The sequence below is a fragment of the Pseudomonas sp. 10-1B genome (assembly GCF_000935045.1).
Taxonomy (GTDB): domain Bacteria; phylum Pseudomonadota; class Gammaproteobacteria; order Pseudomonadales; family Pseudomonadaceae; genus Aquipseudomonas.
The window spans coordinates 71,728-89,351 of the sequence record NZ_JYKS01000014.1; the positions used below are offsets into that span (position 1 = coordinate 71,728).

Annotated in this window: 18 protein-coding genes; 10 read left to right on the forward strand and 8 right to left on the reverse strand. The window is 64.5% G+C overall.

What is annotated here, in order from left to right:
- Positions 1-5 precede the first annotated feature (5 nt).
- On the forward strand, positions 6-830 hold the full coding sequence (gene ttcA, locus TZ03_RS10100) for a tRNA 2-thiocytidine(32) synthetase TtcA (protein WP_012270926.1): 825 nt from the start codon (positions 6-8) through the stop codon (positions 828-830).
- 3 nt (positions 831-833) lie between these two features.
- On the forward strand, positions 834-1,505 hold the full coding sequence (locus TZ03_RS10105; protein WP_051097456.1) for a DNA-3-methyladenine glycosylase I: 672 nt from the start codon (positions 834-836) through the stop codon (positions 1,503-1,505).
- 133 nt (positions 1,506-1,638) lie between these two features.
- On the opposite strand, the gene TZ03_RS10110 is transcribed toward TZ03_RS10105, so the two are convergent.
- The 3 genes from TZ03_RS10110 to arsC are packed head-to-tail and all read right to left on the reverse strand — an operon-like array spanning position 1,639 to position 3,000.
- Positions 1,639-2,052 (reverse strand): DUF2069 domain-containing protein, encoded by a 414-nt coding sequence (locus TZ03_RS10110; RefSeq protein WP_051097457.1) that lies wholly within the window; start codon positions 2,050-2,052, stop codon positions 1,639-1,641.
- Complete coding sequence (gene wrbA, locus TZ03_RS10115) at positions 2,045-2,650, reverse strand: NAD(P)H:quinone oxidoreductase (protein WP_051097458.1); 606 nt, start codon at positions 2,648-2,650, stop codon at positions 2,045-2,047. Before wrbA ends, TZ03_RS10110 begins: the two co-directional genes overlap by 8 nt.
- Positions 2,647-3,000: an arsenate reductase (glutaredoxin) gene (arsC, locus tag TZ03_RS10120; RefSeq protein ID WP_051097459.1), complete on the reverse strand. Its 354-nt coding sequence runs from the start codon at positions 2,998-3,000 to the stop codon at positions 2,647-2,649. The genes wrbA and arsC overlap by 4 nt, the downstream gene beginning before the upstream one ends.
- Positions 3,001-3,085: 85 nt before the next feature.
- On the opposite strand from arsC, the gene TZ03_RS10125 reads away from it, so the two are divergent.
- Positions 3,086-3,550 carry a TlpA disulfide reductase family protein gene (locus TZ03_RS10125; protein WP_051097460.1) on the forward strand — a complete coding sequence of 155 codons (465 nt, stop codon included), beginning with the start codon at positions 3,086-3,088 and terminating at the stop codon, positions 3,548-3,550.
- Between the two features lie 114 nt (positions 3,551-3,664).
- On the opposite strand, the gene TZ03_RS10130 is transcribed toward TZ03_RS10125, so the two are convergent.
- The 4 genes from TZ03_RS10130 to TZ03_RS10145 all read right to left on the reverse strand — a co-directional run bounded on the left by TZ03_RS10130 (position 3,665) and on the right by TZ03_RS10145 (position 8,591).
- Positions 3,665-4,069, reverse strand: a complete 405-nt coding sequence (locus TZ03_RS10130; RefSeq protein WP_051097461.1) for an META domain-containing protein — start codon at positions 4,067-4,069, stop codon at positions 3,665-3,667.
- On the reverse strand, positions 4,066-4,503 hold the full coding sequence (locus TZ03_RS10135; RefSeq protein ID WP_051097462.1) for a hypothetical protein: 438 nt from the start codon (positions 4,501-4,503) through the stop codon (positions 4,066-4,068). Before TZ03_RS10135 ends, TZ03_RS10130 begins: the two co-directional genes overlap by 4 nt.
- Positions 4,504-4,534: 31 nt before the next feature.
- Entirely contained in the window at positions 4,535-5,524 is a 990-nt protein-coding gene (locus tag TZ03_RS10140) for a 2-hydroxyacid dehydrogenase (protein ID WP_051097463.1), read from the reverse strand.
- A gap of 313 nt (positions 5,525-5,837) precedes the next feature.
- Entirely contained in the window at positions 5,838-8,591 is a 2,754-nt protein-coding gene (locus TZ03_RS10145) for a response regulator (RefSeq protein ID WP_051097464.1), read from the reverse strand.
- Positions 8,592-8,784: 193 nt separating this feature from the next.
- Between TZ03_RS10145 and TZ03_RS10150 the strand changes: the two genes are divergently transcribed.
- The 7 genes from TZ03_RS10150 to TZ03_RS10180 all read left to right on the forward strand — a co-directional run bounded on the left by TZ03_RS10150 (position 8,785) and on the right by TZ03_RS10180 (position 17,168).
- Entirely contained in the window at positions 8,785-9,504 is a 720-nt protein-coding gene (locus TZ03_RS10150) for a response regulator transcription factor (protein ID WP_051097465.1), read from the forward strand.
- Between the two features lie 3 nt (positions 9,505-9,507).
- Complete coding sequence (locus TZ03_RS10155; RefSeq protein WP_051097466.1) at positions 9,508-10,899, forward strand: sensor histidine kinase; 1,392 nt, start codon at positions 9,508-9,510, stop codon at positions 10,897-10,899.
- A gap of 147 nt (positions 10,900-11,046) precedes the next feature.
- A complete protein-coding gene (gene cysM, locus TZ03_RS10160) occupies positions 11,047-11,946 on the forward strand; it encodes a cysteine synthase CysM (protein ID WP_051097467.1) in 900 nt (299 codons plus the stop codon).
- A complete protein-coding gene (gene rlmD / locus TZ03_RS10165) occupies positions 11,947-13,305 on the forward strand; it encodes a 23S rRNA (uracil(1939)-C(5))-methyltransferase RlmD (RefSeq protein ID WP_051097468.1) in 1,359 nt (452 codons plus the stop codon).
- Positions 13,306-13,403: 98 nt separating this feature from the next.
- Complete coding sequence (gene relA, locus TZ03_RS10170) at positions 13,404-15,644, forward strand: GTP diphosphokinase (protein WP_051097469.1); 2,241 nt, start codon at positions 13,404-13,406, stop codon at positions 15,642-15,644.
- A 124-nt stretch (positions 15,645-15,768) separates the two neighbouring features.
- Positions 15,769-16,602 (forward strand): nucleoside triphosphate pyrophosphohydrolase, encoded by an 834-nt coding sequence (gene mazG, locus TZ03_RS10175; RefSeq protein ID WP_051097470.1) that lies wholly within the window; start codon positions 15,769-15,771, stop codon positions 16,600-16,602.
- A 26-nt stretch (positions 16,603-16,628) separates the two neighbouring features.
- On the forward strand, positions 16,629-17,168 hold the full coding sequence (locus tag TZ03_RS10180) for a DUF2058 domain-containing protein (protein ID WP_051097471.1): 540 nt from the start codon (positions 16,629-16,631) through the stop codon (positions 17,166-17,168).
- Between the two features lie 46 nt (positions 17,169-17,214).
- Here the strand turns inward: TZ03_RS10180 and TZ03_RS10185 are convergent, their stop codons facing one another.
- On the reverse strand, positions 17,215-17,397 hold the full coding sequence (locus TZ03_RS10185) for a hypothetical protein (RefSeq protein WP_051097472.1): 183 nt from the start codon (positions 17,395-17,397) through the stop codon (positions 17,215-17,217).
- Positions 17,398-17,624 lie beyond the last annotated feature (227 nt).

Below are 17,624 nucleotides of genomic sequence, written 5' to 3' on the forward strand. Positions count from 1 at the left end.
GCGCTATGGGCACCCTCTCGGTCAACCAGAACAAACTGCAAAAACGCCTGCGTCGTCTCGCTGGCGAAGCCATCACCGACTACAACATGATCGAGGATGGCGACAAGGTCATGGTCTGCCTGTCCGGCGGCAAGGACAGCTACACCATGCTCGACGTTCTGTTGCACCTGCAGAAGGTGGCACCGATCAAGTTCGAGATCGTCGCGGTGAACATGGACCAGAAGCAGCCGGGCTTCCCCGAGCACGTGCTGCCGGCCTACCTCAAGGAACTGGGCGTCGAGTACCACATCGTCGAGAAGGATACCTACTCGGTGGTCAAGGAGCTGGTACCCGAAGGCAAGACCACCTGCTCGCTGTGCTCGCGCCTGCGCCGTGGCACCCTGTACACCTTCGCCGACGAAATCGGCGCGACCAAGATGGCTCTGGGGCACCACCGCGACGACATCGTCGAAACCTTCTTCCTCAACATGTTCTTCAACGGCGCGCTCAAGGGCATGCCGCCCAAGCTGCGTGCCGACGATGGCCGCAACGTGGTGATCCGCCCGCTGGCCTACTGCAGCGAGAAGGACATCCAGGCCTACTCGGACATGAAGGAATTCCCGATCATCCCGTGCAACCTGTGCGGCTCGCAGGAAAACCTGCAGCGCCAGGTGGTCAAGGACATGCTGGTGGAGTGGGAGCGCAAGCACCCAGGCCGTACCGAGAGCATCTTCCGCGCCCTGCAGAACGTGGCGCCGTCGCAACTGGCCGACCGCAACCTGTTCGACTTCACCAGCCTGAAGATCGACGAAAACGCCACCCCGCGTTTCCTCGACGTGCTGAACATCTAATCCATGCGTGATTACCAGTGGCTGCATGAGTACTGCCTGAACCGCTTCGGCTCGGCCCAGGCCCTGGAGGCCTTCCTGCCGCAGCCGCGCACCCCGGCGCAACTGCGCGACATCAGCGACGACCGCTACCTGTCGACCCTGGCCCTGCGCGTGTTCCGCGCCGGGCTCAAGCACAGCCTGGTGGATGCCAAGTGGCCGGCGTTCGAGCAGGTGTTCTTCGGCTTCGACCCGCAGAAAGTGGTGCTGATGGGGGCCGAGCACCTGGAGCGGCTGATGCACGACGAGCGCATCATCCGCCACCTGGGCAAGCTCAAGAGCGTGCCGCGCAATGCGCAGATGATCCTCGACGTAGCGAAGGAAAAGGGCAGTTTCGGCGCGTTCATCGCCGACTGGCCGGTGACCGACATCGTTGGCTTGTGGAAGTACCTGGCCAAGCATGGCAACCAGTTGGGCGGGTTGTCGGCGCCGCGGTTCTTGCGCATGGTGGGTAAGGACACGTTCATTCCTACCGACGACATGGCAGCGGCGTTGATTGCGCAGAAGGTGATCGACAAGCAGCCGACCAGCCAGCGCGACCTGGCCTTGGTGCAACAGGCGTTCAACCAGTGGCATGCCGAGAGCGGGCGGCCGCTGTGCCAGTTGTCGGTGATGCTGGCGCATACCGTCAACCATTGAGATTGCTGGGGCTGCTTTGCAGCCCTTTCGCCGGCAAGCCAGGCTCCCACAGGTATTGCACAGCATTCAGGATCTGTGAGCTTTCTGTGGGAGCTGGCTTGCCGGCGAAAGGGCTGCAAGGCAGCCCCTTAATTCAACTGCCTTCGCCCGCCATGCGCCGTTCATGCTGGAACTTCCAGCGCACATACAGCAGCCCGGCAATGAACAGCCCCAGGCTCACCAGCACCTCGATCCAGCCAAACACCGCCCGCGCCGGGTCGAACGCCGCCAGCACGCCCTTGATGAAATAGATATTCACCACGAAGCAGGTCCAGGCATGCGCCCGGGCACTGCCCGCCAGCATACCCGGCAGCAACAGCAGCAGCGGCACCAGCTCGATCGCCAGGACCACCTCGACCCGCGCCCCATGCAGGTTGGCGAACCACAGGTTGTTCACCACCAGCAGGGCGATCAGGCCGAAGAACAAGGCCAGGCTCAATGCCCGCGTCAGGCGCAGGCGCGGTGCCAGCCACTCCAGCGGCGGCAACACCTTGGGCTTTTTAGCCACGCGCGGCCTCCAAGGCCTTGGCCGTGGTCGCCAGGCGCTGGCCAAGGGCGCGGCACAGGGTGATCTCGTGCTGGTCGAGCTCACGCTTGCCATCGGCACCGGCGTGGTGGCTGGCGCCGTAAGGGGTGCCGCCGCCACGGGTTTCCAGCAGCGCCGATTCGCTGTACGGCAGGCCCATCACCAGCATGCCGTGGTGCATCAGTGGCAGCATCATCGACAACAGGGTGGTTTCCTGGCCGCCATGCAGGCTGGCGGTGGAGGTGAACACGCCAGCCGGCTTGCCGACCAGCTCGCCGCCCAGCCACAGGCTGCTGGTGCCGTCCAGGAAGTACTTGAGCGGCGCGGCCATGTTGCCGAAGCGGGTCGGGCTGCCCAGCACCAGGCCGGCGCAATGGCGCAGGTCATCGAGGGTGGCGTACAGCGCGCCACTGGCCGGGATGTCCGGGGCCACTGCTTCGCATTCGGTGGAAATCGCCGGCACCGTGCGCAGGCGTGCCTCCATGCCGGCCAACTCGATGCCGCGGGCGATGTGCCGGGCCATTTCGCTGGTCGAACCATGGCGGCTGTAATACAGCACCAGGATGTAGGGCGCGCTCACGGCAGGATCTCCAGCACTTTCTCTGGCGGGCGGCCGACCACGGCCTTGTCACCAGCGACCAGGATCGGCCGCTCGATCAGCTTGGGGTGCTGGGCCATGGCTTCGATCAGTTGCGCATCGGTCAGCGCCGGGTCGGCCAGGTTCAGAGCCTTGTACTCGTCCTCGCCGGAGCGCAGCAGCTGGCGTGGGGCGATGCCCAGCTTGCCGAGCAGGGCCTTGAGGGTGGCGGCGTCGGGCGGGGTCTCGAGGTAGCGCACGATGGTTGGTGCCAGGCCGCGGGCTTCGAGCAGTTCCAGTGCGCCGCGGGATTTCGAGCAGCGCGGGTTATGATAGAGCGTCAGGTCAGTCATGTCGGGTCGCATCCAGCTGGGTGTGGCGGCTATTCTAACCGCAGCGACTGACCAATTTGCTTGAAAACTCGAGAAGGATTGACCCATGGCAAGGCGTCTGGCAGCAGTACTGGCCATCACCGCGAGCCTGTTGCTCGGTGGTTGCGGTGCCGATTATGGCGTGGACCAACACGGTAATACGGTTAAGGCGGAGCAGATCGACGGGCACTGGCTGGTGCTCAACTACTGGGCCGAATGGTGCGGGCCGTGCCGTACCGAAATCCCCGAACTGAACGCGGCGGCCAAGCAGTGGGCGGCCGAGGGGGTCAAGGTGGTGGGGGTGAACTTCGATGGCTTGCAGGGGCAGGACCTGAAACAGGCCGCCGAAACCCTGGGCATCGGCTTTACCGTGCTGGCCCAGGACCCGGCCGAGCGCTATGACCTGCCGCGTAGCGAGGCGCTGCCGGTGACCTACATCATCGATGACAAGGGCAAGGTGCGTGAGCAACTGATGGGCGAGCAGACCCTGGAAGGGCTGCAGGCCAAGATCAAGGCCCTGAAAGGCGCCTGATGCAGTTGGGGCTGCTTTGCAGCCCTTCGCGGGCACGCCCGCTCCCACAGTTGACGCGACACCCTGTGGGAGCGGGCGTGCCCGCGAAGGGGCGCAAAGCGGCCCCAACGATTCTCAGCCTTCCTCAGGCCAGAAGCGCAGTGGCTTGCCTTCGGCCGGCCAGAAGCGCATCTGTTCCACCGGCGATACGTCCCAGCGTTCTACCGTTTCCAGCGCCTGCAAGAAGCGTTTTTCCTGCTCCATCAACGCCGGCGCGCATAGCTTGCGGGTCTTGCCGACCTTGCCGAAGCTCAGGTGCTCGCCGTCCAGCGTGTACGGCGCGAACCAGTGGTTGCAGCCGCCGTTGCCATAGGCACGGCCATCGCTGGCCAAGGTCAGGGTCAGGTGGCTGTAGTCGATCAGCGGACGTTCGCCAATCCACTCCAGCACGTAGCTGCGCTCCTGTTGCAGCTTGGAAGGTTGCGCAGCGCAGCCAAGCAGGCCGGTGGCAATCAGCACGCCGGTCAGCAGATTTTTCACTCGGCGCTCTCCTGGCAACGCGGGCACAGGTGCTTTTCGCCACGGCTGGCCCAGCCCAGTTCGGCGATGCGCGTGCTGGCGGCGGGCTGGCGGGCTTTCTTGCCCAGCTTGGCGTCCACCGCGAACTCGAAGTCCAGCACGGCGTCGCAGCTGTCGCACTCGACCTGCCAGGTGAGGATTTCCAGTTCGTTGAATACCGGGCCACTGGCCACGGCAACCCACTGCCCGCGCGGGTTGATCAAGTGGCGCACGCTCTCCACGGTCAGGCGCATGGACAAGTCCTTGCTGCCCTTGAGGGTGACCAGCAGGGTGTCGCCTTTGTGCATCGAACCGCCGTTGCCGGTGACCTGGTAGCGGCCTGGCACCAGGGCGCGACACTCGATCAGCGTGTGTTGCGGGTTGAAAAGGGTGTAGCGGAAATCGTGCTCGACCATGGGTCCTCCAGAAATGCCGCGTATCCTAGCACTAACCCGTTACCAGATTCTGTGGATTGCCTGCCGCCCAGCGGCTGATGTTGTCCAGCGTGGTGGTGGCGATGGCATCCAGCGCCTCGCGAGTGAGGAAGGCTTGGTGGGCGGTGACGATCACGTTGGGGAAGGTCAGCAGGCGCGCCAGTACATCGTCCTGCAGCGGCAGGTCGGAGCGGTCCTCGAAGAACAGCTGGGCCTCTTCTTCGTAGACGTCCAGGCCCAGGTAGCCGAGCTGGCCGCTTTTCAGGGCGTCGATCAGCGCCGGGGTGTCGACCAGTGCGCCACGGCCGGTGTTGATCAGCATGGCGCCGGGCTGCAACTGGGCCAGGCTCTGTGCGTTGATCAGGTGGCGGGTGTGCTCGGTCAGCGGGCAGTGCAGGCTGATGATGCGTGCTTCGCGCAGTAGCTCGGGCAATGTCAGGTAGCGGGCGCCGAGGGCCAGCAACTGCGGGTTGGGGTAGGGGTCGTAGGCCAGCAGTTGGCAGCCGAAACCGGCCATGATGCGGGCGAAGGCGGCGCCGATCTGGCCGGTGCCGACCACGCCGACGGTTTTGCCATGCAGGTCGAAGCCGGTCAGCCCGTGCAGGGTGAAGTCACCTTCGCGGGTGCGGTTGTAGGCCCGGTGCAGACGCCGGTTGAGGGCCAGGATCAGCGCCACGGCGTGCTCGGCCACGGCGTGTGGCGAGTAGGCTGGCACCCGCACCACGGCCAGGCCCAGGCGCTGGGCGGCAGCCAGGTCGACATGGTTGTAGCCGGCCGAGCGCAAAGCGACCAGGCGCGTGCCGCCTGCGGCCAGGCGCTGCAGTACCTGGGCGTCGAGTTCGTCATTGATGAAGGCGCAGACCACCTCGTAGCCATGGGCCAGGGCGGCGGTGTCGAGGGTCAGGCGGGCGGGTTGGAAATGCAGCTCCAGGGCGCTGCCGCTGGCGGCTTGGGTGAAGCTTTCCTGGTCGTAGTGCTGGCTGCTGAACAACAGGGCGCGCATGGTGGGGCTTCCTTTGGGGGGCATGACTTGGGGGGGGCAGTGCCTGTTAGATCGAGCGCCGCCCGCGCGGCGCATCGCGAGCTGGCGCTCGCTCCTACGTTTGTTTCGGGCCAATTACGCCTGTGCCTGGCGCGCGCGACCGCCTTGTTTGTACGACGCGATATCGTGGCATGCGCCAAAGCGTTCGCGCGCAAATCCCACAGAAATAATTGGCCCGAAACAAACGTAGGAGCGAGCGTCAGCTCGCGATGCGCCGCGCGGGCGGCGCTCGATCTCATAGCCACCGCAAATGCCAAGCCAGGCCCCAAAACACTCACGCGCTCAACCGCGCGTGCGCGGCCAGCCGATTGATCGCTGCATCCAGTTCATCCAGCGCCTGCTGCGCCTGCGGGTGTTCCTGCTTGAGCAAGGTCTCGCTGCGCTGGCACGCGGCGCGTAGCTGCGGCACGCCGCAATAGCGCGAGGCGCCGTTCAGGCGGTGTACCTGTTCGATCAGGCCGTTGCGGTCGTCGGCCTCGCGGGCAGCGCGTATCGCTTCGCGGTCGCTATCCAGCGAGGCCAGCAGCATGCTCAGCATGTCGGCCGCCAGGTCCGCTTTGCCTGCGGCCAGGCGCAGGCCTTCTTCGGGGTCGAGCACCTTCAGTTCATCACCGTTGACCAGTAGCTCGGCCTGAGCCTGCTGCGGCGCGCCCAGGCTCAGGCCGGTCCACTTCATCACCACCTGGGCCAGTTGCCGCTCGCTGATCGGTTTGGTCAGGTAGTCGTCCATGCCGCTGTGCAGCAATGCGCGTTTCTCGTTGGCCATGGCGTGGGCGGTGAGGGCGACGATCGGCAGCGGGTTGCCGCTTTGGGTGTTTTCCCACAGGCGGATCTGTTCGGTGCAGGCACGGCCGTCCATGCCGGGCATCTGCACGTCCATCAGCACCAGGTCGAACGGCTCGTCCTGCACGGCCTGGACCGCCGCATAACCGTTGTCGACGGCCAGCACCTCGGCGCCCAGGTCTTCGAGCAGGGTCTGCACCAGCAGCAGGTTGGCGGCATTGTCATCGACGCAGAGGATCTTCGGCTGGCGCTGGCCATTGAGGCTGCTCGCCTCGCCCAGCGGGCGGCGCGGCTGCACCAGTTCCAGCAGCAGGCGGCGCAATTTGCGCGTGCAGGTCGGCTTGGACAGCAACTGCCCATGGCCGTTGGGCAGGTACGGGTGGTACAAGGCCTGCTCGGTGGTCGGGCACAGCACCACGCACTGGCACTGGTAATGTTCGAGCTGCTGGTGGTACTGGGCCAGTTGCTCGGGTGACAGGTCGCCCAGGTTGGCTCCGAGCACGGCGAACTCGAACGCTTGGCCGGCCTGGCTGGCAGCCTGCACCGCCTGCAGCAACTGGTCGTACGAGGCGAACAGGCTGACGCTGAGGCCGCAATCTTCCAGCTGGTGCTCCAGGGCCTGGCGCGCCAGCTCGTGGCCATCGACGATGGCCGCACGGCGGCCCAGCAGCGGCTGCAGCGGCAGCTCTTCGACATCGTCGTGGGCCTTGGGCAGGTTGAGGCTGATCCAGAACTGCGAACCTTCGCCCGGCGTACTGTCGACGCCGATTTCGCCGCCCATCTGCTCGATCAGGCGCTTGGAAATCACCAGCCCCAGGCCGGTGCCGCCAGGCTGGCGGGCCAGTGAGTTGTCGGCCTGGCTGAAGGCCTGGAACAGCGTGCGCACATCCTGCGGCGACAGGCCGATGCCGGTGTCTTGCACGCTGATGCGCAACTGCGCGCTGTCCTCGTGCTCGTCGTCGAGCATGGCGCGCACGACGATGGTGCCTTCGCGGGTGAACTTGATGGCATTGCTGACCAGGTTGGTGAGGATCTGCTTGAGCCGCAGCGGATCGCCGATCAGCGACGAGGGGGTGTCGCGATAGATCAGGCTGAGCAGCTCCAGCTGCTTGGCATGGGCGGCCGGGGCGAGGATGGTCAGGGTGTCCTGGATCAGGTCGCGCAGGTTGAACGGGATGCTGTCGAGCACCAGCTTGCCGGCCTCGATCTTGGAAAAGTCGAGAATCTCGTTGATGATCCCCAGCAGGTTGTCGGCGGACTTCTCGATGGTGTTCAGGTAATCCAGCTGGCGTGGCGGCAGCTCGCTTTTCTGCAGCAGGTGGGTGAAACCGAGGATGCCGTTGAGCGGGGTGCGGATCTCGTGGCTCATGTTGGCCAGGAACTCCGACTTGATGCGGCTGGCCTCCAGGGCCTCCTTGCGCGCCATGTCCAGCTCGATGTTCTGGATCTCGATGGTTTCCAGGTTCTGGCGCACGTCCTCGGTGGCCTGGTCGATGCTGTGCTGCAGCTCTTCGTGTGCGTTGTGCAGGGTCTCGGCCATGCGGTTGATACCGCGGGCCAGCTCGTCCAGCTCATGGCTGCCCATGCTCGGCAGGCGCTCTTCCAGGTGGCCGTCCTTGAGCTGGTTGACCGCGTGCTTGATGCGCTCGATGGGGTCGTTGATGGTGCGGCTCATGCGCAGCGCCAGCAGGCCGCTGAGCACCAGGCAAGCAAGAATCAGCAACAGACTGGTGAACAGGTTGCGGTAGCCACGCAGCAGGGTGCCGTCGTGGGACAGCTCGATCTCGACCCAGCCCAGCAGGCGTTCGGCCTCGGCCGGTACGGCATCGGTGGCCAGGTCGCGGTGGTGGCCGAACACCGGCATCAGGTAGCGGGTGGCGTCATTGCCGCTGCGCTGCAGCAGCTGGGTGCCACTGCCGCCGCTGGGCGGTTGGTTGAGCATGCTCGGGCCGGCGTGGGCCAGGCGCGTGCGGTCCGGGGCAAGGAAGGCGACGGCGCGTACATCGACTTGCTCCAGGGTTTGCGCGGCAATGCGCTCCAGTTGCGCTGGTGCAAGCCGGGCCATGGCGGGCGCGGCCAGCGGCGCCAGTTGTTCGGCGATCATCTTGCCGCGTTGCAGCAATTGGGTACGCAGGTCGTTCTGTTGCAGCCAGGTGAAGTAACTGCCCAGCATCAGGGCCATCAGGCCGGCCGGTAGCAGGGCCAGCAGCAGGACCCGGCTACGGATTCCCAAGCGATCGAGCACACTCGCCTCCTGTCATGTGCCTGGACGCCGTCGAGCGGTGACGGCCAAGGCGGGAAGTTACTCCGCCTGCGGCGCTATTGCACCTCTTTAGTAGGTGTTTTGCGCGATTGCCGGGGCATTGGTCGCAGGGCAGTTGCCTGGCAGGCGATGGATGCTCAATAATTGCGCAATTGAGAATGCATGGCAGTTGCTAATGAATCCTGTAGCTATTCACAACTCCAATATCCTCGCCATCGAGGATGATCCGGTGCTTGGCGCCTACCTGCACGAAGAACTGCAGCGTGGCGGCTTCCATGTGACCTGGTGCCGCAATGGCCTGGAGGGCCTGGAAACGGCGGGGCGCCAGGCGTTCGATGTGGTGCTCATGGACATTCTGCTGCCCGGGCTCAACGGCCTGGATGCCCTGGCGCAGTTGCGCCGGCGCAGCGCCACGCCGGTGATCCTGATGTCGGCGCTGGGCGCCGAGGCCGATCGCATCAGCGGTTTCCAGCGCGGCGCCGATGATTACCTGCCCAAGCCATTCAGCCTGGTGGAGTTGCAGGTACGCATCGAGGCGATCCTGCGCCGCGTGGCCCTTGAACGTCGCCATCAACCCCCGCAGGAGCAGGCCGCTTGTGGCGAGCTGCAATTCGACGAAGCGCTGTGCGACGTGCGCCTCGATGGCCACCTTGCCGGCCTGACCCCCAGCGAATATCGCCTGCTCGATATCCTCAACCGCAACCTCGACGAGGTGCTCAGCAAGCCGTTCCTTTACCAGCAGGTACTGCAGCGGGGCTATTCACGGCATGACCGCAGCCTGGACATGCACGTCAGCCAGATCCGCCGCAAGCTCAAGGGCATCGGCTATCACGAACGGCAGGTCCGCACCGTGTGGGGCAAGGGCTACGTACTCAGCGCCAGCGAGGCGGAGTGACCCATGCTCGACCGCCATTCGCTGTTCTGGAAACTGGCCATCTTGCTGGTGGGCTTCTGCCTGCTGATGATTGGCCTCAGCTATACCTGGGGTCGACACATGGACACCCAGAACGCCTTTCTCTCGGAACCGGCGCGGCAAGTGCTGCGTGGGTATGCCGCCGATGCTGAGCAGGCCTGGCGCGGCGGCGGGCGAGCAGGGCTGGACCGCTGGGTGGCGGCGATGCACCAGCGCGAACGCGGCTGGGTTGGCGTGCTCGACATCAACCTGCGGCCGCTCGACAGCGCCAGCCTAGACCCGCAGATCATGCAGCGGCTGACGCGCCTGCGTGGTGTCGACTGGCCGATGAGCCGGCGCAGTGTCGATCAGCCGTGGTTACGCATACCGTTCCCGGAGGCGCCGGAGCAGGGCATGCTGGTGATCGAGCTGCCGCAGCGGTTCAACCCCGGCGAGTACCGGATACTGTGGCGCGTCGTCACCAACGGCATCATCCCTGGCCTGTTCACCTTGCTGTTGTGCGTGGGCCTGTACCGCATGCTGATCGTGCCGTTGAACCAGTTGCGCGAACAGGCCAATGCCTGGCGCGCCGACCAGTTGTCGGCACGCCTCGACCCGCGCACCATCGCCCGGCATGACGAACTCGGCGAGCTGGCCCGTGCCTTCGACCAGATGGCCGAGCTGCTGCAGGGCACGGTGGCCATGCAGCAGCAGTTGCTGCGCGACCTGTCCCACGAAATGCGCACGCCACTCAGCCGGCTGCGGGTGGCCTGCGATGGGGAAACTGACCTGCAGCGCCTGCGCGAGCGCCTGACCCGTGAGGTGGACTGCATGCAGCAACTGGTCGAGGACACCCTGCAGTTGGCCTGGCAGGACGCCGAGCGCGCGCCGATGAACCTGGAGCCGATCGAGATCCAGGCCCTGTGGGAACTGCTGGCCGAGAATGCCAGCTACGAGAGCGGCTGGTCGCCGGCGCGCCTGCGCTGCGAAGTGCCAGGCGACTGCTGGGTGCAGGGCAACCTCAACCACCTGGCCCAGGCGCTGGAGAACATGTTGCGCAATGCCATTCGTCACTCGCCTGCCGATGGCGTGGTGCGGTTGGGCGGGCATCGTGAAGGTAGCTACTGGTGGCTATGGCTGGAAGATGAAGGCGGCGGCGTGGCCGAAGAGGACCTGGAGCGGATCTTCGCGCCATTCTCGCGGCTGGATGGTTCGCGGCCGGGGGATGGTGGTTTTGGTCTGGGGCTGAGCATCGCCCGCAGTGCCATCCAGCGCCAGGGCGGTACCTTGTGGGCGCAGAATGGCAAGCGTGGGCTGCGGTTGTGGATGAGGTTGCCTTTACATGTGCCGGCCTCTTCGCGGGCACGCCCGCTCCCACCGGTGCAGCAGTGTTCTTGAATGCAGCGCGTTCCCTGTGGGAGCGGGCGTGCCCGCGAAGGCCAGATATATAGCTTGTAGCTATATGCACCACAGATTGCGTGATATGGCCGCGAAGGGTTTGCCGGTATGATAGGCGCCCCTGCCGTCCGGATTGTGAAATACACCATGACCTTGCAGTACCCAACCATCGCCGATTGCGTCGGCAATACGCCCCTGGTTCGCCTGCAGCGCATCGCTGGCGAAACCAGCAATACCCTCCTGCTCAAGCTCGAAGGTAACAATCCCGCCGGCTCGGTGAAGGACCGCCCAGCACTGTCGATGATCACCCGTGCCGAACTGCGCGGCCTGATCAAGCCCGGCGATACCCTGATCGAAGCCACCTCCGGCAACACCGGCATCGCCCTGGCGATGGCGGCGGCGATCAAGGGCTACAAGATGATCCTGATCATGCCCGACAACTCCACTGCCGAACGCAAGGCCGCCATGACCGCCTATGGCGCCGAGTTGATCCTGGTGACCAAGGAAGAGGGCATGGAAGGCGCCCGTGACCTGGCCGAGAAACTGCAGGCCGAAGGCCGTGGCCTGGTGCTGGACCAGTTCGCCAACGGCGACAACCCGATCGCCCACTACAACAGCACTGGCCCCGAGATCTGGCAGCAGACCCAGGGCAGCATCACCCATTTCATCAGCTCCATGGGCACCACCGGTACCATCATGGGCTGCTCGCAGTACCTCAAGGAGCAGAACCCGGCGGTGCAGATCATCGGCCTGCAACCGATGGAAGGCTCGGCCATCCCGGGCATCCGCCGCTGGCCCGAGGAATACCTGCCGAAGATCTTCGACGCCACCCGCGTCGACCGCGTGGTCGACATGTCGCAGCAGGAAGCCGAAGACACCACCCGCCGCCTTGCCCGTGAAGAGGGCATTTTCTGCGGCGTGTCTTCCGGTGGTGCGGTCGCCGCCATGCTGCGCCTGTCCCGCGAGGTGGAAAATGCCACGATGGTCGCGATCATCTGCGACCGCGGCGACCGTTACCTGTCCACCGGCCTGTTCGACCCGAGCTAAATGTCCAAGAAGAAAAGCAACAGCGGCCTGCGCTTTCAGCCGGCCGGCGGCAACCGTAGCCCTCAAGTCCCGGTGGGCAAGAAGCAGCGCCTGCAAATCGAGCGCCTGGCCGGTGACGGCCGTGGCATCGCCTTCGTTGAAGGGCGTACCTGGTTCGTCAGTGGCGCCCTGGCCGGCGAGGACGTGGAGGCGCGGGTGCTCAATGCCCGTGGCAAAGTGGTCGAGGCGCGCCTGGAGCGGTTGTTGCAGTCCAGCCCCGAACGTCGGGAAGCACCCTGTCGGTACTACGAGCGCTGTGGTGGCTGCAACCTGCAGCACCTGCCGCACGAAGCGCAATTGGCGCTCAAGCAGCGCACTTTGGCCGAGCAGTTGCAGCGGGTGGCCGGCGTGCAGCCCGAGGAGTGGGCCGCACCGTTGAGCGGGCCGGAATTCGGCTACCGGCGCCGGGCCCGGGTGGCGGTGCGCTGGGATGTCAAGGCGCGCCAGCTGGAGGTGGGCTTCCGCGCCGAAGCCAGCCAGGACATCATCGCCATCGACGACTGCGCGGTGCTGGTACAACCCTTGCAGTCGATTCTGCGTCACTTGCCGACCGTGCTGCGTTCGCTGAACAAGCCGCAGGCGCTGGGCCATGTGGAACTGTTCAGCGGTACTGCCGAGGCGCTGCTGGTGCGCCATGTCGCGCCGCTGCCAGCAGAGGACCTGGCCAGGTTGCAGGCGTTCTGCGAGCAGGCCAACGCCCAGTTGTGGCTGCAGGGCGAAGGTGAGCCAGCGCCAGTGGACCCGGCCGCGCAACTGGGCTTTGCCCTGGCGCCCTGGCAGCTGGAACTGGCCTGGCGCCCCGGCGACTTCGTGCAGGTGAATGCCCAGGTCAACACGGCGATGATCGAACAGGCCCTGGCCTGGCTCGCACCACAGGCCGACGAGCGTGTGCTGGACCTGTTCTGCGGCCTGGGCAACTTCGCCTTGCCACTGGCCCGCCAGGCGCGCGAGGTGGTGGCAGTGGAAGGCGTACAGGCCATGGTCGATCGGGCCGCGGCCAATGCCCGGAACAACAATGTGCATAACGCACGGTTTTTTCAGGCCGATTTATCGCAGCCTTTGGCAGGCACCGGATGGGCCGCCGAGGGCTTTTCTGCGGTACTCTTGGATCCACCGCGCGACGGTGCTTTCGAGGTGGTGCAAGGCATCGCCCGCCTCAAGGCCAAACGGCTGGTCTATGTATCGTGCAACCCGGCCACGCTGGCGCGAGACGCGCAGGTGCTGGTCGGCCAGGGGTACCGGTTAAAAAGGGCCGGGATTCTCGACATGTTTCCTCAGACGGCGCATGTCGAGGCCATGGCGTTATTCGAAGCGGGCTAGCTGACTGGCCCCTTGGTGCGGCTTTCATGGAATGGCGGCCGCACGGTGATCGCCAGCGCATCCGTAGCTGTTGCGCTGTATGGAAAGGTAAAAAAAAGATGGTACAGGTGAGAGTGCACCAGCCGGTCAACACCGACGGCAGTATCAATCTCGAAGCATGGTTGGACCATGTGGTAAGCGTCGATTCGGCACTGGATCGCGCAGCGCTGAAAGAGGCCTGCGAGTTTGCCCATGAGGTCGAGAAGAAGGGCAACCCGGCCAAGCATTCCTGGGCGGACGGTACGTCCAGCTTCCAGGCGGGCCTGGAGATCGCTGAAATTCTCGCCGATCTCAAGCTCGACCAGGACTCCCTGGTGGCAGCGGTCATCTACCGCTCGGTGCGCGAAGGCAAGGTCACCCTGGCCGAAGTCAGCCAACGGTTCGGCCCGGTGGTATCCAAGCTGATCGACGGCGTGCTACGCATGGCCGCCATCAGTGCCAGCCTCAGCCCACGGCAGTCGCTGGTGCTGGGCTCGCAGGCGCAGGTCGAGAACCTGCGCAAGATGCTGGTGGCCATGGTCGACGACGTGCGTGTGGCCCTGATCAAGCTGGCCGAGCGCACCTGTGCGATCCGTGCGGTCAAGGCCGCCGACGACGAGAAGCGCCTGCGCGTCGCGCGCGAAGTGTTCGACATCTATGCGCCGCTGGCGCACCGCCTGGGTATCGGCCATATCAAGTGGGAGCTGGAAGACCTGTCCTTCCGCTACCTCGAGCCCGACCAGTACAAACAGATCGCCAAGCTGCTGCACGAGCGCCGGCTGGACCGCGAGCGCTTCATCAGCGACGTGATGAACCAGCTGCAGAACGAGCTGCTGGCCACTGGCGTGAAGGCCGACATCAGCGGCCGGGCGAAACATATCTATTCGATCTGGCGCAAGATGCAGCGCAAGGGCCTGCAGTTCAGCCAGATCTACGACGTGCGCGCGGTGCGCGTGCTGGTGCCGGAAATCCGCGACTGCTACACCGCGCTGGGCATCGTGCATACCCTGTGGCGGCACATCCCCAAAGAGTTCGACGACTACATCGCCAACCCCAAGGAGAACGGCTACCGCTCGCTGCACACCGCGGTGATCGGCCCGGAGGGCAAGGTGCTGGAGGTGCAGATCCGCACCCACGGCATGCACGAGGAAGCCGAGCTGGGGGTTTGCGCCCACTGGCGCTACAAGGGTACCGACGTCAAGTCCAGCTCCAACCATTACGAAGAGAAGATCTCCTGGCTGCGCCAGGTGCTGGAATGGCACGAAGAGCTGGGCGACATCGGTGGCCTGGCCGAGCAGCTGCGGGTCGATATCGAGCCGGACCGGGTCTACGTGTTCACCCCCGACGGCCACGCCATCGACTTGCCCAAGGGCGCCACGCCGCTGGACTTCGCCTACCGCGTGCACACCGAAATCGGCCACAACTGCCGCGGTGCCAAGATCAACGGCCGTATCGTGCCGCTCAACTACAGCCTGCAGACCGGCGAGCAGGTCGAGATCATCACCAGCAAGCACGGCAACCCCAGCCGTGACTGGTTGAACTCCAACCTGGGCTACGTCACCACCTCGCGGGCGCGGGCCAAGATCGTCCACTGGTTCAAGCTGCAGGCCCGCGACCAGAACGTCGCCGCCGGCAAGACCTTGCTCGAGCGCGAACTCAGCCGCCTGGGCCTGCCGCAGGTGGACTTCGAGCGCCTGGCCGAGAAGACCAACGTCAAGACTGCCGAGGACATGTTCGCCTCGCTTGGCGCTGGTGACCTGCGCCTGGCCCATCTGGTCAACGCTGCCCAGCAGTTGCTCGAGCCCGAGCGCATCGAGCAGATCGAGCTGGTGCCGCGCAAGCCTACCGGGCCGCGCACTGGCAAGCGTGGCGACATCCAGATCCAGGGGGTCGGCAACCTGCTGACGCAGATGGCCGGCTGCTGCCAGCCGCTGCCGGGCGATGCCATTGTCGGCTACATCACCCAGGGCCGCGGCGTGAGCATTCACCGCCAGGACTGCGCCTCGGTGCTGCAGCTGGCGGGCAAGGAGCCGGAGCGCATGATCCAGGTGAGTTGGGGGCCGATCCCGGTGCAGACCTACCCGGTCGACATCATCATCCGTGCCTACGACCGCCCGGGCCTGCTGCGCGACGTGTCGCAGGTGTTGCTGAACGAGAAGATCAACGTGCTGGCGGTGAATACCCGCTCGAACAAGGAAGACAACACCGCGCTGATGTCGCTGACCATCGAGATTCCAGGCCTGGACGCGCTGGGGCGCCTGTTGGGGCGGATCTCGCAGTTGCCGAACATCATCGAGACACGGCGTAATCGTACCCCTTGAGACTGCGGCGCCTGCTTCGCGGGCTTGCCCGCTCCCACAGCTACTCTACAGATTCTGAATCCTGTAGCCATCCTGTGGGAGCGGGCAAGCCCGCGAAGAAGCCACCACCGAAGGACCTGCCTGAATGACCTACACCCTCGAAGACCTGCTACACCTCATGGCCCGCCTGCGCGACCCGCAGTACGGCTGCCCATGGGACCTGCAGCAGAACTACGCGAGCATCGTCCCACACACCATCGAAGAGGCCTACGAGGTCGCCGACACCATCGAGCGTGGCGATTTCGAGCACCTGCAAGGTGAGCTGGGCGACTTGCTGTTCCAGGTGGTCTACTACAGCCAGCTGGCCCGCGAGGAAGGGCGTTTCGAGTTCGATGGCGTGGTCGACAGCATCACCCGCAAGCTCATTCGCCGTCACCCGCATGTGTTCCCCACTGGCGAGTTGTACGCGCCGGTGGACACCCCCAGCCTGAGCGAGGCCCAGGTCAAGTCACGCTGGGAAGAAATCAAGGCCGAGGAACGTGCTGAGAAAAGCACGCCCGAACAACTGTCGTTGCTCGACGATGTGCCGACGGCATTGCCGGCGTTGTCGCGAGCAGCCAAACTGCAAAAGCGCGCGGCCACGGTCGGCTTCGACTGGCCTGCGGCATTGCCGGTGCTGGACAAAGTCCGCGAAGAGCTGGATGAAGTGTTGCAGGCCATGGCCGACGATGATGCCGATGCGCTCGAGGATGAACTCGGCGATTTGCTGTTCGCCACCGTAAACCTGGCCCGTCACCTCAAGCATGACCCGGAAAACGCACTGCGCCGCGCCAATCGCAAGTTCGAGCGACGTTTCCGTTTTATCGAACAGGCATTGCGCGACAGTGGCCGGCCAATCGAAGATTGTAACCTTGACGAGCTGGACGCCCTTTGGGGTGAAGCCAAACGTCAGGAAAAGAACCTGCCCAGCTGCGGCTGAGCTGTTGCATAAGTGAGTGAACATTCATGAGCCTTTCCCTTCGCGACCAATTGCTCAAAGCCGGTCTGGTCAACCAGAAACAGGTTTCTCAGGCCACTAAAGCCGAGAAGAAACAGAAACGCCTGGAGCACAAAGGCCAGGTCGAGGTGGACGACAGCCAGCAGCGCATGGCCAAGGAAGCCATGGCCGAAAAGGCCAAGCGTGACCAGGAGCTGAACCGCCAGCAGCAGGAAAAAGCCGAGCAGAAGGCCCGTGCCGCGCAGATCAAGCAACTGATCGAAGCCACTCGCCTGCCCAAGCTGAACACCGAGGATTACTACAACTTCGTCGACGACAAGAAGGTCAAGCGCATTGCCGTCAACGCCCTGATGCGTACCAAACTGAGCAACGGCGCCCTGGCTGTGGTGGCGCATGCCGGCGGCTACGAGGTTATCCCGCGTGAAGCGGCGGTGAAGATCCAGGAGCGCGACCCCAGCCGTATCCTGCTGCTCAACACTCATGTCGAGGAGGCGGATGAGGACGACCCGTACGCGGCCTACAAGATCCCCGACGACCTGATGTGGTAAACCGGAAAAACCCCGCCTTGGCGGGGTTTTTTACTTGAAGGCTGGGTCATTGCGTGGCGCGCTGGTTTTCCAGGTCTTCCAGCTCTACGCGGTACTGGTGTGCTTCATGTTCGTTATGGAACATCCCCACCAGTTGGCCTTGTTGGTGCACATCCCAGATCCGCATGCCAGCGGCCAGGCTTTCGTGGGACATTTTCGATTCGTCGCGTTCGGTTACTTGGACTGTCATCGGTAAACTCCACTTCTTCAGTTGGCTGCGACAGTGTGTCGCACACCCTCTTTATAGAGTTTGTTAGCAGGCTAAGTAAATAAAACCGGGATGAAACAAGTTTCATGAAGGCTGAAAGGGTCTGCTGCCTGGGCTGGCCCTATCGCCGGCAAGTCGGATCGCCGCACCGCAGCTCCCACAGGTACTGCACAGGGCTTGAGGCCTATGCGGTCGAGGTGGGAGCTGGC